Source organism: Pontibacillus salicampi, from assembly GCF_042434395.1.
GTDB classification, from domain to species: domain Bacteria; phylum Bacillota; class Bacilli; order Bacillales; family BH030062; genus Pontibacillus; species Pontibacillus salicampi.
In genome coordinates this window covers 12287-30806 of the sequence record NZ_JBHLTP010000008.1, presented here as the reverse complement: position 1 = coordinate 30806, position 18520 = coordinate 12287, and the positions used below count along the sequence as shown (strand labels likewise).

Annotated in this window: 22 protein-coding genes and 1 riboswitch; of the genes, 5 read left to right on the top strand and 17 right to left on the bottom strand. The window is 40.0% G+C overall.

Features of this window, described 5'->3' with window-relative positions; genetic code table 11:
* Nucleotides 1-15 precede the first annotated feature (15 nt).
* Together ACFFGV_RS09725 and ACFFGV_RS09720 are read right to left on the bottom strand one after the other, a co-directional pair.
* Nucleotides 16-684 (bottom strand): methionine ABC transporter permease, encoded by a 669-nt coding sequence (locus ACFFGV_RS09725; RefSeq protein ID WP_377347171.1) that lies wholly within the window; start codon nt 682-684, stop codon nt 16-18.
* Nucleotides 674-1702 carry a methionine ABC transporter ATP-binding protein gene (locus tag ACFFGV_RS09720; RefSeq protein WP_377347169.1) on the bottom strand — a complete coding sequence of 343 codons (1029 nt, stop codon included), beginning with the start codon at nt 1700-1702 and terminating at the stop codon, nt 674-676. Before ACFFGV_RS09720 ends, ACFFGV_RS09725 begins: the two co-directional genes overlap by 11 nt.
* Before the next feature lie 139 nt (nt 1703-1841).
* Nucleotides 1842-1950: riboswitch (SAM riboswitch) on the bottom strand.
* A 241-nt stretch (nt 1951-2191) separates the two neighbouring features.
* On the opposite strand from ACFFGV_RS09720, the gene ACFFGV_RS09715 reads away from it, so the two are divergent.
* On the top strand, nt 2192-2608 hold the full coding sequence (locus ACFFGV_RS09715) for a TlpA family protein disulfide reductase (protein WP_377347167.1): 417 nt from the start codon (nt 2192-2194) through the stop codon (nt 2606-2608).
* On the opposite strand, the gene ACFFGV_RS09710 is transcribed toward ACFFGV_RS09715, so the two are convergent.
* The 11 genes from ACFFGV_RS09710 to ACFFGV_RS09660 all read right to left on the bottom strand — a co-directional run bounded on the left by ACFFGV_RS09710 (nt 2603) and on the right by ACFFGV_RS09660 (nt 12546).
* Entirely contained in the window at nt 2603-2932 is a 330-nt protein-coding gene (locus tag ACFFGV_RS09710; protein WP_377347165.1) for a hypothetical protein, read from the bottom strand. The genes ACFFGV_RS09715 and ACFFGV_RS09710 overlap by 6 nt on opposite strands.
* A 138-nt stretch (nt 2933-3070) precedes the next feature.
* Nucleotides 3071-3385, bottom strand: a complete 315-nt coding sequence (locus ACFFGV_RS09705) for a thioredoxin family protein (protein ID WP_377347163.1) — start codon at nt 3383-3385, stop codon at nt 3071-3073.
* A 14-nt stretch (nt 3386-3399) separates the two neighbouring features.
* Nucleotides 3400-3756: a toprim domain-containing protein gene (locus tag ACFFGV_RS09700; RefSeq protein ID WP_377347436.1), complete on the bottom strand. Its 357-nt coding sequence runs from the start codon at nt 3754-3756 to the stop codon at nt 3400-3402.
* 168 nt (nt 3757-3924) lie between these two features.
* The gene (locus ACFFGV_RS09695) at nt 3925-4107 is read right to left on the bottom strand and encodes a hypothetical protein (RefSeq protein WP_377347161.1); all 183 of its coding nucleotides are present in this window, start codon (nt 4105-4107) and stop codon (nt 3925-3927) included.
* 50 nt (nt 4108-4157) lie between these two features.
* Nucleotides 4158-4541 (bottom strand): glycine cleavage system protein GcvH, encoded by a 384-nt coding sequence (gene gcvH, locus ACFFGV_RS09690; RefSeq protein WP_377347159.1) that lies wholly within the window; start codon nt 4539-4541, stop codon nt 4158-4160.
* 73 nt (nt 4542-4614) lie between these two features.
* Nucleotides 4615-4971, bottom strand: a complete 357-nt coding sequence (locus ACFFGV_RS09685; protein WP_377347157.1) for an arsenate reductase family protein — start codon at nt 4969-4971, stop codon at nt 4615-4617.
* 192 nt (nt 4972-5163) lie between these two features.
* Nucleotides 5164-6948, bottom strand: a complete 1785-nt coding sequence (locus ACFFGV_RS09680; protein WP_377347155.1) for an acyl-CoA dehydrogenase FadE — start codon at nt 6946-6948, stop codon at nt 5164-5166.
* Between the two features lie 14 nt (nt 6949-6962).
* Nucleotides 6963-8138: an acetyl-CoA C-acetyltransferase gene (locus ACFFGV_RS09675; RefSeq protein WP_377347152.1), complete on the bottom strand. Its 1176-nt coding sequence runs from the start codon at nt 8136-8138 to the stop codon at nt 6963-6965.
* A 22-nt stretch (nt 8139-8160) separates the two neighbouring features.
* Nucleotides 8161-10560: a 3-hydroxyacyl-CoA dehydrogenase/enoyl-CoA hydratase family protein gene (locus ACFFGV_RS09670; protein WP_377347150.1), complete on the bottom strand. Its 2400-nt coding sequence runs from the start codon at nt 10558-10560 to the stop codon at nt 8161-8163.
* A gap of 600 nt (nt 10561-11160) precedes the next feature.
* Nucleotides 11161-11484, bottom strand: a complete 324-nt coding sequence (locus tag ACFFGV_RS09665; RefSeq protein WP_377347148.1) for an MGMT family protein — start codon at nt 11482-11484, stop codon at nt 11161-11163.
* Nucleotides 11485-11628: 144 nt separating this feature from the next.
* Nucleotides 11629-12546, bottom strand: coding sequence for a proline dehydrogenase family protein (locus tag ACFFGV_RS09660; protein WP_377347146.1), 918 nt, complete (start codon nt 12544-12546; stop codon nt 11629-11631).
* 171 nt (nt 12547-12717) lie between these two features.
* Between ACFFGV_RS09660 and ACFFGV_RS09655 the strand changes: the two genes are divergently transcribed.
* The gene (locus tag ACFFGV_RS09655) at nt 12718-12999 is read left to right on the top strand and encodes a hypothetical protein (protein WP_377347144.1); all 282 of its coding nucleotides are present in this window, start codon (nt 12718-12720) and stop codon (nt 12997-12999) included.
* 16 nt (nt 13000-13015) lie between these two features.
* The gene (locus ACFFGV_RS09650) at nt 13016-13342 is read left to right on the top strand and encodes a spore coat protein (protein ID WP_377347141.1); all 327 of its coding nucleotides are present in this window, start codon (nt 13016-13018) and stop codon (nt 13340-13342) included.
* A 120-nt stretch (nt 13343-13462) separates the two neighbouring features.
* On the opposite strand, the gene ACFFGV_RS09645 is transcribed toward ACFFGV_RS09650, so the two are convergent.
* The 4 genes from ACFFGV_RS09645 to ACFFGV_RS09630 form a co-directional block, all read right to left on the bottom strand.
* Nucleotides 13463-13672 carry a copper ion binding protein gene (locus ACFFGV_RS09645; protein WP_377347139.1) on the bottom strand — a complete coding sequence of 70 codons (210 nt, stop codon included), beginning with the start codon at nt 13670-13672 and terminating at the stop codon, nt 13463-13465.
* A 22-nt stretch (nt 13673-13694) separates the two neighbouring features.
* Nucleotides 13695-16079 carry a heavy metal translocating P-type ATPase gene (locus ACFFGV_RS09640; RefSeq protein ID WP_377347137.1) on the bottom strand — a complete coding sequence of 795 codons (2385 nt, stop codon included), beginning with the start codon at nt 16077-16079 and terminating at the stop codon, nt 13695-13697.
* A gap of 12 nt (nt 16080-16091) precedes the next feature.
* On the bottom strand, nt 16092-16412 hold the full coding sequence (locus ACFFGV_RS09635) for a metal-sensing transcriptional repressor (protein ID WP_377347135.1): 321 nt from the start codon (nt 16410-16412) through the stop codon (nt 16092-16094).
* 157 nt (nt 16413-16569) lie between these two features.
* A complete protein-coding gene (locus ACFFGV_RS09630) occupies nt 16570-16953 on the bottom strand; it encodes a DUF302 domain-containing protein (protein WP_377347133.1) in 384 nt (127 codons plus the stop codon).
* Between the two features lie 177 nt (nt 16954-17130).
* Between ACFFGV_RS09630 and ACFFGV_RS09625 the strand changes: the two genes are divergently transcribed.
* Both ACFFGV_RS09625 and ACFFGV_RS09620 read left to right on the top strand, forming a co-directional pair.
* A complete protein-coding gene (locus ACFFGV_RS09625) occupies nt 17131-17646 on the top strand; it encodes a CBO0543 family protein (protein ID WP_377347131.1) in 516 nt (171 codons plus the stop codon).
* A gap of 188 nt (nt 17647-17834) precedes the next feature.
* On the top strand, nt 17835-18350 hold the full coding sequence (locus ACFFGV_RS09620; RefSeq protein ID WP_377347129.1) for a CBO0543 family protein: 516 nt from the start codon (nt 17835-17837) through the stop codon (nt 18348-18350).
* The last annotated feature ends 170 nt before the right edge of the window (nt 18351-18520 follow it).

Genomic DNA, 18520 nt, shown 5'->3' with positions numbered 1-18520 from the left:
TACTCTCTCCTTTTATTATCGTTTATCTAATTTATTAGAAATAGAATCTCCGATGAATTGAAATAAAAACACTATAAGCACAATAAGGAACGTACTTACAAGTACTACATCAAAGTCCCAGCGCTGGAAGCCTTTTAGATAGGCTAAATCACCAAGTCCACCAGCACCGATGACACCTGCCATCGCGGAGAAGCTAATTAAATTAATAGCTGTCACCGTGATTCCTGAAATAAGAGCTGGCATAGATTCTGGGAGTAATACTTTGAAAACTATCGTTGATGTTTTCGCACCCATCCCTTTCGCTGCCTCGATGACTCCTTTATCCACTTCCCGCAAGGCGATTTCTACAAGCCTTCCATAGAACGGAGAAGCTCCAATAATTAACGCCGGTAAAGCAGCATTTGGACCTCTAATGGTACCTATTAAGAAATCAGTGAATGGGAATAACAGCAAAATGAGAATGATAAACGGGATAGCTCTAAAAACATTGACAATGGTTGAAACAATAAAATGAAGTGGCTTGTTAGCCCAAATTCCGTTCTTCGTTGTCAAATATAATAATAACCCCAATAATATACCTAAAATGAAAGTTCCTAGCACTGAAATCCCAGTCATATACAGGGTTTCCTTCGTCGCATCCCACAATTCCTGACCAACTACGTTAGGAAATAACTTACTCCACATTTGGATTCACCTCTACTTCTACCGATGTTTCTGAGATGTATTGAATTGCTTTTTGTATATCATCATCGTCCCCTGTAAGGTGAACTACAAGCGTACCGTATGCGCCTTTTTGTGTCTGCGTTATTTTACCTTGAAGAATATTAACAGCGACAGGGTATTGTTTGGCGACCTCACTAATAACAGCTTGGTTAGTTTTCTCGCCAACGAAATGTAATCTCAATACTGTACCACTCTCATATTCGGCTACAATTGCTTCTAAAGCGTCATCCTGTTCCTTATCTCCCATAACTTGTTGGACAAATCGTTTAGTCACCTTCTGTTTCGGATGACGAAAAACTTCTAGAACATCTCCTTCTTCCACTACTTGCCCACCCTCCATGACGGCTACTCGATTGGAGATTTTGCTAATGACATGCATTTCATGCGTAATGAGTATAATGGTTAAACCTAGCTGCTTATTAATATCAGTCAGCAAGTTCAGAATGGAATCTGTTGTTTCAGGATCTAACGCGGAAGTAGCTTCATCGCAAAGCAGCACCTTGGGGTTATTGGCAAGGGCACGAGCTATACCAACTCTTTGCTTTTGCCCTCCACTCAATTGAGAAGGAAAGTAGTCTTCTCTGCCTGAAAGTCCTACAAGATCAATTAGCTCCTGAACGCGTTTGTTTATCTCGGCTTTGGGAACCTTTGCGATTTCCAGTGGAAAAGCAATATTATCTTTTACCGTTCTTGACCATAATAAATTAAAATGTTGATATATCATGCCAATTTCTTGTCTTGCCTTTCGAAGCTGTCCATTTCTCAACTTGGCGATATCTTGACCGTCGATGATAACTTCCCCACTAGTTGGATCCTCTAGACGATTTAATAAACGGATAAAGGTACTTTTACCTGCACCACTATATCCTATTACCCCATAAATTTCGCCTTTCTCAATATCAAGACTTACGTCATCAACCGCTTGGACGCTGCCGCTACTAGATGTAAATACCTTTTGTAGATTCTTAATAGATATCACGGCTGACCTTCCTCCTTTATAGACTAAACTCATAATTATACTTGGTTTTTTGTTTCAATCTATTCCATCAACGGTATTTGCTAACAAAAAAACCTTTCTGTCAAGAGGACAGAAAGGCTTATATAAGCGTAGATTCGTCCTCTTATTTTTCTAAGTCATCCAACTTAGCAGGATTTGGCACCTTTCAAACTAGGTTTGATGGTTGCCGGGCTTCATAGGGCCAGTCCCTCCGCCTCTCGTAATAAGAGCTTTCTTTATTCAATTAACGTACTAATCCGTCGATTTCTATTTCACATTCTAGCATGGTACTTTGGAACGGTCAATCCTTTTACCTAAAAATTTTATAACCACTTAGCAATTTGTACACATTATATACTATAGTACATATGCATTAGCACTATATAAGAAAATATGAATTATTTAGCATACAAAGATACATGTGCTATGATGCCATGTATAGGTATATTTAATGGAAGGAAGGTGGTGTACATGAAAAAAGCACCGACATTTGAGCTGCAATCTATAGATGGGCGATTTCACCATTTAGAGGACTTCCGTGGCAAGCATGTAATCCTTACGTTTTGGGCCTCCTGGTGTCCAGACAGTGCTCGTGATTTACCGAAAAAGGAGCAATTGTATGATTCCATGGATCATGACAACGTCGAAATGATAACAATAAATGTAGTAGGACGAGAACGAGATGAGCAGGCTGGCATCACTTATGCTAATAAGTATTTGTCACAACTTACACTGCTAGATGATGGGAGAAAAACGTATGATGTGTATCAGTGTCAAGGTGTTCCGACTACAGTCCTCATTAATAAGCAAGGAGAACTCGTAGAACAGTTTGGTGACAAAGCCAACATGATGGATATTGTCCAAGCCATTGGAAATAAATTATTATAATGGTCTAGCCAAATGGAAGAGAGATTCTATCCACAGTAAGTTTTTATAACTGCCATTCATTTTAATTAAATGATTAGGGACACTCAATAACCTACAAGTCCCCTGCCATATGTCTTTAAGAATGAATGGTTTTGCTTCAATCATGATATCTAATTGATTTGGTGCAGATGTGGATGTAATACAAGAACCATTTGTAAATATAACAAACAGCTGTTCTTCACCACTAAAGAAGGCTACAGATAATGTTTTATCCATAACTAGAGGAAAAAGGTCAGATCGTGATTCTATACGCTCAACCCAATTCTGTAATACTTCTTTATCCATCAACACACCCCCTGTGTTCATAGAGCAATATTTTCTCTTATGGTAACAGGTAATAGACACAATTTCTGTCGAAGTATTTCCCGAGAAATAATAAATATTGTCGAACACCCCCATGCAATATTTCGCATGGGGGTGTTCTCAATACTTATATCTAGATACTATCTCTAACAGGTACGGTACAGATTGAAACGCATATACTTTCTCCTGCAGTTCTGTTCCTTTTGTGATTAACAAGCAAGGGACACTTTCTATTTGAAAATCTCCCATAAATGCGGGATGGTACGATGCATTCAACTCGTTAAATAACGTGTGCTGCTTAGCTGCTTCTAATGTATCCAACATCCTTCTGGCTACATGGCACGTCCCACAAAACGGACTGTATATAAACGTCATGGTATAAGTAGAGGACTGCTCATCTAATATTTGAAGAGGATTATCTTCCATTTCCTGCATTCTATATCACCTATTTACGTTAAAAAGATTGGATCAACAGATATGCTCCTGCTTACAAGCGCAGAAGCTAGTTCTGGCTCAGGTGTTGCTGCTACTTCTCTAAATGATTTATCAACATAAATGTGTTCAGCATGTGGTAACTCGAAAGACAGCTGTTTTCTTAATTTGTGACCGGAATCATCTTCATCTACTAGAATATACACATACTTGTTATCGAGATCATGTTCGAAGATCAATTCTTCTAAACGTTCAATTCCTAATGTGCCATTCGTGCATATAATCTCCACATCTTCATTAACTACTTTCTTAATCTGCTGCTTATCGGTTCTACCTTCCACAATAATGACTTTCTCCACATCTGCCATATACATCACCTGTTCCTGCATTCTCTTTTCTTTAGTTTATGATAGCTAGCGCAATTATTCCATTAGAAATTACATATTATTGGACCAAAAATTAGAAGCTTAAACGAGAATGCAGAGTATTCACTTCATTATACAGAAAGGGCAGTGGGATTTCCCACTGCCACCTTCAGAATATTAGCACCAACCATTCTCATCATCACAATCTACATATTGACGAACTTTTGCTGGATCTGATGTTCCTCTAAAGCTTTCCTGATTCTGGCCAAGCTTAGAATCTAGAGATGGCTGTGACTGGTGTAATTGATTATTTTTCTTCGTCTTCTTCTGCTCATGAAGACGGCGACTTTTTAAGTCCATAGGTAATCACCCCTTATTTATAGGGTGTCCCTAAGTAGCAAATGTATGAATTAATCTTCTTCCACCATTGCTTGATACTGATCAGAGTTCATTAACTGTTCCAGCTCTCCCATATCATTTGGTTCAACGATAATCATCCATGCTTTATCATAGGGAGCTTCGTTTACAAATTCTGGACTGTCGTCTAATTCTTCGTTTACGCCAACAACTTTACCGTTTAATGGAGCATAAAGTTCAGAAACTGTTTTAACAGATTCAACGCTACCAAAAGGTTCATCTGCTTCAATTGTGTCTCCAACTTCTGGTAGTTCAACAAATACGATGTCTCCTAGCTCAGATTGTGCGTGGTCGGTAATACCAATTCGTACTTTATCTCCTTCTACTTTAACCCATTCGTGTTCCTCGGAATAATATAGCTCTTTTGGTAAACTCATCTTAAAACCCTCCATTTTCTTATTACATTATTAATGTATTAAACATAACTTTAGAAACCAAATGTTATGCTTGCTACTTCCATGTATTCTCAAAAGTTTCCTCTTTAAAACCTACCGTTACCTCATTACCATCTGTCACAATTGGACGTTTTATTAACATTCCATCTGAAGCGAGCCATTCAGCCATTTGTTCCTCTGAGGCATCTTGCAGTTTATCCTTCATTCCAAGTTCCCTGTATTTCTTTCCACTTGTATTAAAGAACTTCTTAGCAGGAATACCACTCGCTCTCATGAAGGTGAGTAGTTGGTCTTTCGTAGGTGGTTGATCGACAATATGTATTGATTCATACGCTACACCTTGCTCATCGAGCCATTTCTTGGCTTTTTTACATGTACCACATTGCGGGTACCAGTAAAAGGATAATGCCACCTAATACCCCTCCTTTTATCTATTTGCAATTATTTTATCATATTCACACCGCCCGTCCTAATCATAGCTATTATTTTTCAAACACCCTTATGTTCATTTTCCCAAAATGCACCCCATCATGTCACCGGTCCACTCCCTGCTTAGGTTAAACTAAAGAGCAGTCCTCCTATGGAAGACTGCCCTTTTCTTCAATTACAGTACGTATTTCTCTTCCTGAATAACCGTAGCAGCAACCTGGCGTTTTTTCGCGATTACGTTGATTGGAGTATGACGTGTCAGCTTTCGAAGAGCGGATAGCATCATTCTAAGCGTGTCACCTTCTTCACTTGCAATTAACGTTTCTTTCGCATGGCCTTCAATTCGGTTAAAGGCTTCTTGAATATACACTTCTGTCATAAGAATCTTCTGCTTGCTCTTTTCTTCTCCAGACGTTTGGATAGCCTTTTCTGTACGAAGAAGGGCAGATTCCATATTGTATATTTCACCTACAATATCTGCAATATTTACTAAAAGCTCTTGCTCATTTTCTAGCTTCTCGCCGAATTTCTGTGCAGCAAGACCTGCTGCTAATAACCCTACTTTTTTCGCATTTCTTAGCAAGTATCTCTCCTGCTCTAACGTTCCGTCACCAGGCTCTTCAGGCATCATCATCATTAGTTCCTCTTGCAGACTTTGAGCCTGTTGAAGTAACGGAAGTTCACCCTTCATTGCCTTCTTCATTAACGTTCCAGGCACAATCATACGATTAATTTCATTCGTACCCTCAAAGATCCGATTGATACGTGAATCCCTGTAAAGGCGCTCAACCTCATATTCCTGCATAAAACCGTAGCCGCCATGTAGTTGAACTGCTTCATCAGAAACATAGTCAAGGAGCTCTGTTCCAAATACTTTCGTTAGGGAGCACTCAATAGCATATTCAGCAATAGCTTTGGCAACTTCTTTACCATCTTTTAGTTCTTCATCTGATAATTTACCCATGCGCTGTTCAAACAATCCCACTGTCCGGTAAACGGAGCTTTCATTAGCATAAATGTTAGACGCCATGGTCCCTAGTTTTTCCTGAGTAAGCGGGAACTGAGAAATTGGTGTCTTAAACTGTTTACGCTGATTAGTATATTTTACCGCAAGCTCAAGTGCGCGTTTAGAGCCGCCAACTCCTCCAATAGCCAGCTTATAACGACCAACATTTAAAATGTTAAAGGCAATTACATGTCCGCGGCCAATTTCACCTAAGACATTCTCTACCGGTACTTCCGCATCTTCTAATATTAATGTTCTAGTGGAGGAACTCTTTATCCCCATCTTTTTCTCTTCTGGTCCAGTAGAAACTCCAGGGTACTCTCGTTCCACTATAAATGCGGTAAATTTATCTCCGTCGATTTTGGCATATACTACAAATACGTCAGCAAAAGCGGAGTTAGTAATCCATTGTTTTTCACCATTGAGAATATAGTGGGTACCTGCTTCATTAAGCTTTGCTGTGGTTTTCGCTCCAAGTGCATCAGATCCTGATCCTGGTTCTGTTAACGCATAAGCAGCAATCTTTTCACCTGTTGCCAAAATAGGCAGATACTTTTGTTTTTGATCTTCGTTACCGAAAAACACAATCGGTAAGGAGCCAATACCTACGTGAGCCCCATGCGTTACAGAAAAACCACCAGCACGGGAGAATTTTTCTGTGATAAGTGAAGAACTAATTTTATCCAATCCTAGTCCTCCATACTCTTCTGGAACGTCCGCGCCTAAAAGACCAAGATCCCCCGCTTGCTTAAGCAATGCTACAGAATGCTCAAATTCATGGTTCTCTAGGTTATCAATTTTTGGTACAACTTCCCCTAGCACAAAATCCTCTGCTGTCTTCCCAATCATCAAATGCTCATCTGTGAAATCCTCGGGTGTAATCACATCTTCTGCTGTTAAATCTTCAACTAGAAAGCCTCCGCCTTTAAACACCTTTTCTTTCGTTTCACTCATTTTCGTTTCCTCCTCTATAATAGTTCAAAGACTCCAGCAGCACCCATTCCGCCGCCGATACACATCGTTACCACACCAAATTGCTCATTTCTTCTTTTCATTTCATGAACGAGACTGAGCGTAAGTTTTGTGCCAGTACACCCTAGGGGATGCCCAAGCGCTATTGCTCCGCCGTTCACATTCACCTTGTCCTCGTCCAAGCCTAATTGTCTAATGACTTGAATGGATTGAGAGGCAAATGCTTCATTTAATTCAAATAAGCCTATATCTTCTATGGTAAGGCCAGCCAATTTTAATGCTTTAGGGACCGCCTCGATTGGCCCAACTCCCATTATTTCTGGAGCTACACCAGCTACTGCGAAAGAATGAAATTTAGCTAATGGCTTTAGCCCATCTGCTTTAGCCTTGTCATGATCCATTACCAGCACAGAAGCAGCCCCATCACTCATTTGAGAAGAGTTGCCCGCGGTTACAGAGCCGTTTAATGTAAAAGCTGGTTTTAGCCTTTGTAGCGCTTCCATATTTGTCCCAGCTCGAACTCCCTCATCAGTAGAGAACTCTAACTGCTGTTCCATGATTTTGTTATCTGCTCCTACAGAACGATGAGTAACGGGTACAGGTACAATTTCATCTTGAAACTTCCCCTCCTGAATAGCTTTTGCAGCTCTTTCATGACTTCTAACTGCAAAAGCATCTTGTTCCTCTCTGCTAATACCGAATTGATTTGCGACTTCTTCAGCAGTGTATCCCATTCCCATATAATATTCCGGTGCATTTTCCACTAGCTTGACATTCGGTTTGACCACATGTCCTGGAACAGGTACTAGACTCATAGACTCCGCTCCACCAGCGACAATAGTATCACTATAGCCGAGCATGATTCTTTCTGAAGCATAAGCAATACTTTGTAAACCACTAGAGCAATAACGGTTAATGGTTATGCCTGGTACGGTATTAGGCAAGCCAGCTAATGCCGAAATACTTCTTGCCATGTTCGTACCTTGTTCTGCTTCAGGTATTGCACATCCAATAATGACATCATCTATATTTCCTTCGTACCCATTAGCACGCTTCAACGTTTCACGAACAGTTAATGCAGCTAAATCATCTGGTCTAGTATTTACAAGTGATCCTTTATTTGCTTTCCCTACAGGTGTCCTAGCACCTGAAACTATGACGGCTTCCTTCACGCTTCTTCCCCCTTATTGCATATTAGTTACGTAGTGGCTTCCCTTTCATTAGCATGTGCTGCATTCGTTGCTGGGTCTTTGGTTCTCCTACAAGACTTAAGAAGGCTTCTCGCTCCAGGTCTAATAAATAGTCTTCATCCACATAAGAGTGCTGTGGAATATTGCCACCAGCAAGAACAAAAGCAAGCTTTTGCGCAATCTTTATATCATGGTCTGAAGCATATCCTCCAAAGCCCATTGTTTTCGCACCAAGAAGCATCGTAGCATAACCCGCTTCTCCAACTACTGGGAACGTAGTCCGTTTCGGTGGTTGATACCCAGCTCTGGCTAACCCTAATACTTTTTGCTTGGCATCATGAATGACATGATCCCCGTTTACACTAATGGCATCCATTTGATCCAGGAATCCCGATTCTTTAGCTTCTTCTGCAGATGTAGACACTTGTGCTGTTGCGATTTTTTGGAACACATCATTCGCCACTTTCTGTAAATCAATGTCTACTCCTTTAGGAATATTTCGGAGATGCTTTAGATATAATTCCTTGTTGCCTCCTCCACCAGGGATAAGTCCAACTCCAGCTTCGACTAGTCCGATATAGCTTTCTGATGAAGCTTGAATCGCACTGGAAGGTAGAATAATTTCCGCTCCGCCTCCCAACGTCATCCCAAATGGAGCTGCCACAACTGGTTTCTCTGAATATTTGATTTTCATCATAGCTTGTTGAAATTTCTTTATTACCATATCAATTTCAACAAAGTTATAGTCTTGTGCTTCCATTAAAATCATCGCCAGATTCGCACCAACGCAGAAGTTCTTCGCCTGATTACCTATAACAAGCCCTTCATAATTGTGCTGAACTTCTTCAATCGCATATTCGACCATTTGCATAATGTCTACACCAATAGCGTTGTTCTGAGAGTGGAATTCCAGCAGGGCAACCCCGTCACCAATATCAATTAGACTAGCACCCTTATTCTTCTTAATAACTCCCTTTTGTTCTTTCAAACGCCCTAAGTGAATTTCTTTTTCGTTAAACGAACGTTGGACGTACTCTCCATTATGGTAGTAGTAAACGGTTCCATTTTCCTGTTGATAGAATGAATCATGACCATTAGAAATCATGTCTTCAATCCAGCCAGGAATTGTATGTCCTTCTTCCTTCATTCTAGTAACAGACTCTTTGAGACCGATAGCGTCCCACATTTCAAATGGGCCTATCTCCCAGCCGAATCCCCACTTCATTGCGTCATCTATAGAAGGAATATCGTCTGCGATTTCACCTGTTAGTTCTGCTGCGTACACCAGCACAGGCTGAACAATATTCCAAATTAAATCACCAGCTCGATCTCCTTTAGCAGATATGAGAGTCTTTAGCTTCCGTTTGGACCCCTTCTCCTGCTTAGCAGCTTCTGTGGCTTTTGTCTTTAATTTCTTACGTTCCTCATACTCAAGTGTCTCAGGATTAATTTCTAAGATGGAGCTCCCTTGTGATCCACGTTGTTTAAAGAAAAAGCCTTGACCTGTTTTAGAGCCTAACCAGCCTTTTTCCTGCATTGTTTTCATGAAGGCAGGTGGATCAAATACCTGCTGCTCCTCCCCTTCTACTTGATCATAGACATTTTTTGCAACATGTAAAAATGTGTCTAAACCAACAACATCTAATGTACGAAACGTTGCACTTTTTGGCCGTCCTATCATCGGACCGGTTACAGAATCAACCTCACCAACACTATAACCACCCTGCACCATCTCTCTCACCGTCACAAGGAGCCCATAGGTCCCAATACGATTGGCAATAAAGTTTGGTGTATCCTTTGCTTCGACTACCCCTTTACCAAGTACATTTTCACCAAATTGCTTCATAAACTGCAGTACACCTTTATCCGTATCAGCAGTTGGGATAATTTCTAATAACTTTAAGTATCTAGGCGGATTAAAGAAATGAGTTCCAAGGAAATGCTTTCTAAAATCCTCTGACCTGCCATCTTTCATATTCTCAACCGAAATTCCGGATGTATTAGAGCTGACAATAGATCCTGCTTTTCGATACTGGTCGACAGATTCAAACACCTTTTGTTTTATATCTAGTCGTTCCACCACAACTTCAATAATCCAATCTGCCTCTTCCAGTCTGTGCATATCATCTTCCATGTTACCGGTTTCAATTAAATCCAAGTTATTTTTACTCGTTAATGGAGAAGGCTTCTGTTTCAGCAACCCTTTTTTAGATGATTCACTAATACGGTTGCGAACAATAGAATCCTCAAGCGTTAACCCCTGCTTCTTTTCCTTGTCCGTTAATTCCTTTGGTACAATATCCAGCATAATTGTTGGAATCCCTACATTTGCCAAGTGGGCAGCAATTCCAGCTCCCATAACCCCAGAGCCCAAAACAGCCGCTCGCTTGATTGATCGATTCATACCATATCCCCCTTACTTTTGAATGAATGCTCATTCATTTTACATCAAAAAAATATATAGAACTCGCAATCCATATTCTACTTATACTATAAAATAAATTCAGACATTTCGCAATCTTTTTTTACAAGAAAAGCGGAAGTGGGCGTTTAGTGACGTAAAGGGTGGATGGTCCCGCATGAGATAAAGGAAACACAATGAGCAACGCGAATTGATGTTGACTTATCGCAAGGAGGGGACAGAACCCTTCTAGTCACTGCCCACTGCAGCTGGATCTAGAAAAGCGAAAGTGCCCGCTTTGCGGCGTATGGGCTGGACGGCCTCGTATGAGATAAAGGAAACACGATGAGCAAAGCGAATCGATGTTGACTTATCGCAAGGAGAGGGAGGAAGCCCACTAGTCTTTGGTCGCCACAGCTGGATCATGAAAAGCGGAAGTGGGCGTTTAGTGACGTAAAGGGTGGATGGCCCCGCATGAGATAAAGGAAACACAATGAGCAACGCGAATTGATGTTGACTTATCGCAAGGAGGGGACAGAACCCTTCTAGTCACTGCCCACTGCAGCTGGATCATGAAAAGCGAAAGTGCCCGCTTTGAGGCAACTAAATATCGTTCTCTCGCTCTGGCCAATACTGATATTGGGCCATATCTATTCTTTTATCATTCAGAAAGTCCACCCCTTCTTCCTGAAGAGTCAGTTTTTGTTCTTGAAACGCTTCTTCATCCGTTATCCCAATTTCCCCTTTAGAATTAATGACTCTATGCCATGGTAATTGATACTTCTCTCCCATACTATGCAGCACTCGTACTACTTGCCTCGCTGCTTTTGGATTTCCGGCGAATTTGGCGATTTGCCCATAAGCCATTACTTTTCCCTTTGGAATTTGTTGAATAATTCGTATTACTTCTGCTGTGAAAGGCTTCATCACTCACACCTCTTCTTCCTTCTAATTATATATGTGGGATTTAGGACGGTAGTTTTTTAGCAATAAAAAAATAAGCACGTCTGTATTCACTACGTAGGACATGCTCATTGTACCTCTTTCTAATTATATTGCAATGGAAGCAGCTTATTTACCAAATACTCCTTTCAGGACGAAGCCTACATTGGCTGGACGCTCTGCTAATCTTCTCATAAAATACCCATACCAATCGTCTCCATAAGGTACATACACCCGCATTCTGTACCCTTCCTTTACCAGCTCCTCTTGTCTTTCTGGTCGAATTCCATACAACATTTGAAATTCAAATTGCTCTCTTGAAATGCTATGCTCCTTTTCCAACTGTTTCGTGTACTCGATAATGGCGTCATCATGCGTAGCGATAGCGGTATAATTTCCGTTCAGCATGTGCATCTTTATAATCTTTTTGAAATTTTCGTCTACATCTTTCTTTTCCGGGAACGCAACTTTTGGCGACTCTTTATACGCTCCCTTAACGAGTCTAAGGTTTGGACTGTATTCATTAAGATTTGCAACATCTTCCTCGACTCGATATAAATAAGCTTGTAGAACGGTTCCAATTAAATCATATTCCTCTTTTAATTGCTGAAATATCCTTAATGTTTGTTCGTATCGTTCATAATCCTCCATATCAATAGTAATGAAAACGCTATGCTTTTTACCAGCTTCCAATATTTTTCTCATATTCTCCACAACTAATTCCTCAGATATATCTAATCCCATGGAGGTTAGCTTTAAGGACAATTGCGAATGTAGGTTTTTCTCCGCGATTACATGAACCGCTTCTATACATTCATCCGTTCTTTGCTTTGCCTCTTCTTCATTGTCGACGAACTCTCCTAAATGATCTATCGTAACATCCATGCCTTTTCGATTGAGCTCTTCAATTACTTTTGCTGTGTTTTCCATCGTTTCCCCAGCTACAAAGCGACCTGCGCCAAATCGCAATCCATATTTTCTTGCTAATTTAGTAAACAATTTATTTTTCGACAAAAATAGAAAGAAATTTCTTAACACTCTCTCCATACGGAAACCCCTCCACCAAAGAAATAAAAAACAGCAATAATATTATATTTATATTTTGACAGAAATTTTAGAAAAATACAAAGTTTCATGTTCTTTCTAATGAAGCATAAGGCTGTTTCTTTTTGGAACTCTATTAAAGAATATGACTATTTCTAAAAGGAGGTCACTTCTATGCAACAAAATCAACCAGCAGGACAAAATCAAACCAATGTTATGCCAGAACCACCTACAATGGTTAGCACGAAAGATCACTTGTACATTTCTGATATGCTTTCCTGGAATCTGCTTGCGACGAAGAAAGCTCATTTCTATGCTGGCTTCTGCCAAAATCCAGAGATCAAATCTGCATTGGAGCAGGCTGGACAAATGCACCAGCAGCATTACGAGAAAATGTTAAAGCATCTGAAAGAAAATCCATCCCCGGTTAACGGTACTAATTCCAACCTAAATTAAGAAAGGAGTGCATCGGATGAACCAGAATCAAAAAGTACAAAATCCGGAAACGAACGTTCCAAAAAACCCTCAAATGAATGAGAGGGATTTTGTAAATGATATGCTAGCCATGGAAAAATACATGACGGACGCCTATTGTACAGCATTAAACGAGGCTAGCTGCCAACATCTTTACCAGGATGTAATGGCTCTTTTCACCGAGTCCCAGGATTGTCAGCGTCATATGTACAATTTAATGTTTAAGAATGGCTGGTATGGTATTGAGGCAGCAGATCAACAAAAATTACAGCAATCCTATCAGCAATTTAGCGGGTATTCCAATCAGCTTCCTTATATGAATTAACATTTTGTACTTAAGGGATTCCCTACTCCCTATAATTTTCATGGAATAATAAGACTTACAAATGAACGGTCGTCTTTTTTAAAAAAAACGCCAAATCGAAATCGATTTGGCGTTTTTACATTAATTTACAACAACATCGTACCCTTGTTCTTCAATAGCTGATTCAATTTGCTGCTTGGAAACATATACATCATCATAAATGACCGTTACTTTGTTGGTATTCACCGATACTTCCACGCCTTGAATACCATTTAATTCTTCAATAGCACCTTTTACTGCTTTTTCACAATGATCACATGTCATTCCGTGTACACTAAGTGTTATTTCCATTTTTTACATCCTTTCTATCTATTTAGAGTTTCACTCGCTTCAGCCGAAGGGAGTTGGTAACTACACTTACAGAACTGAAAGCCATGGCAGCTCCTGCTATCCACGGAGCCAGTAGGCCAAGTGCAGCGACTGGAATACCAGCACTATTATACGCCAAGGCCCAAAAGAGATTTTGACGAATATTTCTCATAGTCCATTCACTAATAGTCAGTGCTTTATCAATTAGAGTCAGATCTCCGCCTAATATGGTAACGTCTGCAGCTTCCATTGCTACATCTGTTCCTGTACCGATGGCAATACCAATATCGGCTGTTGCCAATGCTGGAGCATCATTTATGCCATCTCCTACCATAGCTACTTTCTTCTGTTGGTTCTGCAGCTGTTTAATGACATCAGCCTTTTCCTCTGGAACAACACCAGCAATTACTCGATCAATGCCGACTTGCTTAGCTATAGATTGAGCTGTTCGCTCATTATCACCAGTCAGCATGACAAGTTCCACCTGTTTATTTTTCAACTGTTGCAGGGCGTCTGCCGCATCGTCCTTCACCGTATCGGCAACCGCAATAATACCCTTTGATTGGTGAGCGATACTGATCAGCATTGCTGTTTTACCTTGCTGCTCCAATTGTTCAAGCTGTGTATTATATTCTTTGTATTCCACATTATGGTCAGATAATAACTTTCTTGTGCCAATTAATACTGTTTTTTCATTTATTTCTGCTTTAATGCCATGGCCAGGGATTGCTTCAAAGTAAGCTGGTTCGATAAATGGTATTTCTTTATCGTTTCCATATTGAACAATTGCCTGTGCTAGTGGATGCTCTGAGGAACGTTCTGCACTAACCACATAGGTTAATATCTCCTCGTCCCCCAGGACATCTGTTACCACCGGTTCTCCATTTGTGATCGTACCAGTTTTATCAAACACAATGGTATCAATGTCTCGAGTGGCTTCTAAATATTCTCCACCTTTAAATAGAATACCCGATTCTGCAGCTTTCCCAGTTCCCACCATTATAGATGTTGGTGTAGCAAGACCTAAAGCACAAGGACATGCTATAACGAGAACTGCAATGGTTGCCTCTAGTGCTAAGGCAATATTACCGGGAGAAACGAACATAATCCATATCATAAATGTCACCAACGAAATTCCTACAACAATAGGTACGAATATACCAGAGATGATATCAGCCATCCGTTGAATAGGTGCCTTAGAGCCTTGTGCTTCTTCTACCACTTTAACTATATTTGCTAAAGCAGTATCCTCGCCGACGTGGACTGCTTCTATATATACCGTGCCATTTTTATTAATCGTAGAACCAATGACTCGTTCCCCAGCTTTCTTGTCGACTGGAATAGACTCCCCTGTAATCATAGATTCATCTACCGAAGATTGACCTCTTGTAACCACACCATCTACGGGTATTTTCTCACCTGGGCGAACGAGTAGAGTATCTCCTGCAGCCACCTGCTCAATAGGCAGGCGCACCTCTTCTCCATCGCGGATAACTACGGCTTCTTTAGCCTGAAGCTGCATGAGGGAGGAGATAGCTTGTGTTGTTCTCCCTTTGGCAAGGGCTTCGAAGTATTTCCCTAGTAATATTAATGTTATTAGAATGGCGCTTGTTTCAAAGTAAAGCTCAGGCTCATAAGTAGGTTGACCGATTGTTCTTATTGCTTCTGCCACACTATAAAAGTAAGCAGCGCTAGTACCAAGGGCGACGAGCACATCCATATTTGCGGTTTTATTTCTTAGGTTTTTATACGCACCCCTATAAAAAGGCCAACCAATTACAAATTGTATAGGCGTTGCCAGTAGCATTTGAAACCACGGGTTCATGAGCAAGGCTGGCACATATAAACCAAACAAATGTCCTACCATCGTATAAAGCAAGGGGAAGGATAGAAGCACGGAGACCGCTAATGTTAACCGTTTTTGTTGTAATTGTTTCTCTTTTTGATTCTGCTTTGCTTCTCTATCTTGACGTTCAGAAGCATCGTATCCAAGCTTCTGAATTCTCTGTATCATTTCAGAGCTATTGGTAAGGCCTGGATAATACGATATTTGCCCGGTCTCGTTAGCAAGGTTAACAGTCGCATGTTGAACTCCATCCATTTTGTTTAACACTTTTTCAATACGGGTGGAGCATGCTGCACAAGTCATACCCTGTATATCCAATTCAAGCTTTTCTTCCTCTACGCCGTATCCCAATTTTTCAATTCTTTCTTTTATATCCTCTGGCTGCACTTGGTCTGTATCGTACCTAACGTGTGCATTTTCCATGGTCAGGTTTACTTGCGCCTCTACTCCATCCATCTTGTTTAACACTTTTTCAATACGAGTGGAGCATGCTGCGCAAGTCATGCCAGTTACACCTATTTTCATATCTTTAGAATGGTTCATGGTATCCCCTCCTTAAGATTTGGAGAACTGCTGCATTACCTTCATTAATTCATCGATAGCTTCTTCCCCGTTCCCTTTATGAATGGCATCAGCAACACAATGATTAGTGTGGCGTTCCATTAAGGAAAAGCCAACTTTCTTAAGAGCTGCATTAATAGCCGATATTTGAACTAATACATCGACACAATATCGATCCTCTTCAATCATTTTCTGAATGCCTCTTACTTGACCTTCTATTCGTTTAAGGCGATTAAGCACCTGTTCCTTTTCTTGGTCCGTTCTAGGTTGTACAGGCTGTTTGCCACTATTCTCTGGAAGTAGCTCTTCATCCATTATAGTCACTCTCCTGTTTTATTTGTTATATTTACTATACCCCCGTTATGTATATTTAGTCAACTAATTGATATGTATATGTTTAACAATATATATACACTTTATAATTAGGGGGTATATAAAAATCGCCACCAGTAGTGACGATTTTTTTCATACGTTAGCAAGCTTTATTTAAGCATGATGTCATTCTTTCTTCTATATCTCTACCAATAGCCTGAATCGCTTCATCCTCCAGTAAGTTAAACAGTGCTGTAGGTTTAGGCATTCCGATCTTTGTCACTCCATCCTCTTCATATACAACTACTTTACAAGGAAGAAAATAACTTACCAGAGGCTGTTGCTCCAGCACACGCTTAGCTTCTCCTGGATTACAAACTTCTAAAATGCGGTAGGAATCTGTAAATTCATAGCCCTTTTGCTGCAGCGTATCTTGCACGTCAAAATCCCAAAGAACACCAAACTTTTCTTTTTGAAGCTCTTCTTGAACGTCCTGTACTGCAACCTGCACAGATTTAGATGTTTCTACAGTATAATGAAACACTCTAACCCTCCTAACCTTGGTTTCTGTAACAGCATACCCTTGTTGGTATAAGTGAAACATAAATGTAGACGAAAGCTTCCCCTTCCCCCTTTGCATTTCAGCATTATGGGTATTTACCTGCTTATGCATGTCCATACTAATTAAATGGGAAGAAAAGGGAGTTAAGGGGGCAAATTCATGTACTTATTAATGGTTGTAATGGTTTGGATATTATTTGCACTCATTTTCCTTGATAAAGCTATCATTCAACAAACATATCAAACCGTACAATATTTCATCATTTTCAATTTAGTCTATAATTTTCTTTATTATAATCATACATTGTGGGAATATCAGGCAATTACCACACCTGTCCTAAACCACACCTTTATTGAACTCTCCTTTACGTTTATCATTCTTCCTATTGCAGTGGTAGTGTACCTGAAATACTTTCCAGTCTCCAGAGGGCATCAGATTTGGTACTTGGGCTGGTGGGTCGTATTCTTTACCTTTATTGAATTCCTTTTTTATAGAATGAATATGTTTGTGTACGATAACGGGTGGGGGGTACTAGATTCCTTATGGTTTAATGTTCTAATGTTCTTCATGATAAGGCTTCACTTCCTTAAACCTATGGTGGCTTTTTTGATGTCCATCATCATAACAATCGTGTTAATTCAGTTTTTCCCCATTCCACTGGACAAGCTGAAGTAAGGAGTCGTCTATGAAAGTACTGTATTTTTTACTTCTTTTACATGGCACCTATCTATCAATGGCTATTTATTTATGGATTCGTAAAAGGAAATAGGTAGTTAGCACCTTTTCTATCGCTCCCTGAACTCTACATGTATTTTTTATGTAATTTATGGTGATTATTCCTATAAAAACAAGGAGCAGTTGCTATGTATGTAATTGGAATTATATTCGTGTGGGTCGTCACAGGTTTCTTTCTCTTAAACAAGGAATATATTCATCAAGCATACACAACTGTGCAGTATTACATTCTTTTAAATCTCGTGTACAACTTTCTTTATTATGATTATGTGTTGTGGTCCTATAAGGGTAAAAGCTTGTCCTTTTTGAATCATACTTTTATTGAATTAGCCTTTACATTTATAGTAATGCCTATCGCTATTACTATATTTATCGGCTACTTCCCAAACCACCTTTTTCCAGCTGTAATGTATGTACTCGCCTGGAGTGTGTGTTTTACTGCACTCGAGTGGGTTAGTTCGTTATGGGATATGTTTGTCTATGATCATGGCTGGAGTTTATTCCATTCTTTTTGGTTTAACCTGCTCATGTTTACGATGCTGATTGTCCATTTCAAACGTCCATTCATTGCCATCATACTCTCCGTTCCGCTCGCATTAGTATTAATTTGGTTGTTCCCATTCCCACTCTCTTCCTTAAATTAATCCGCTTAGCTAAAAGTGAAATGGCATGTCCACGATTTCCTCTATCAGGAAAATTGAATGTAAAGTGTTAAATACCCTTGCGGAAAAGACGAGTTGATTAGTGGGAAATTGCTCTGCTTTGCTTCACTTCAACCCCACATCGTATTGAACAAAAGCTGGCCAAACCTTGC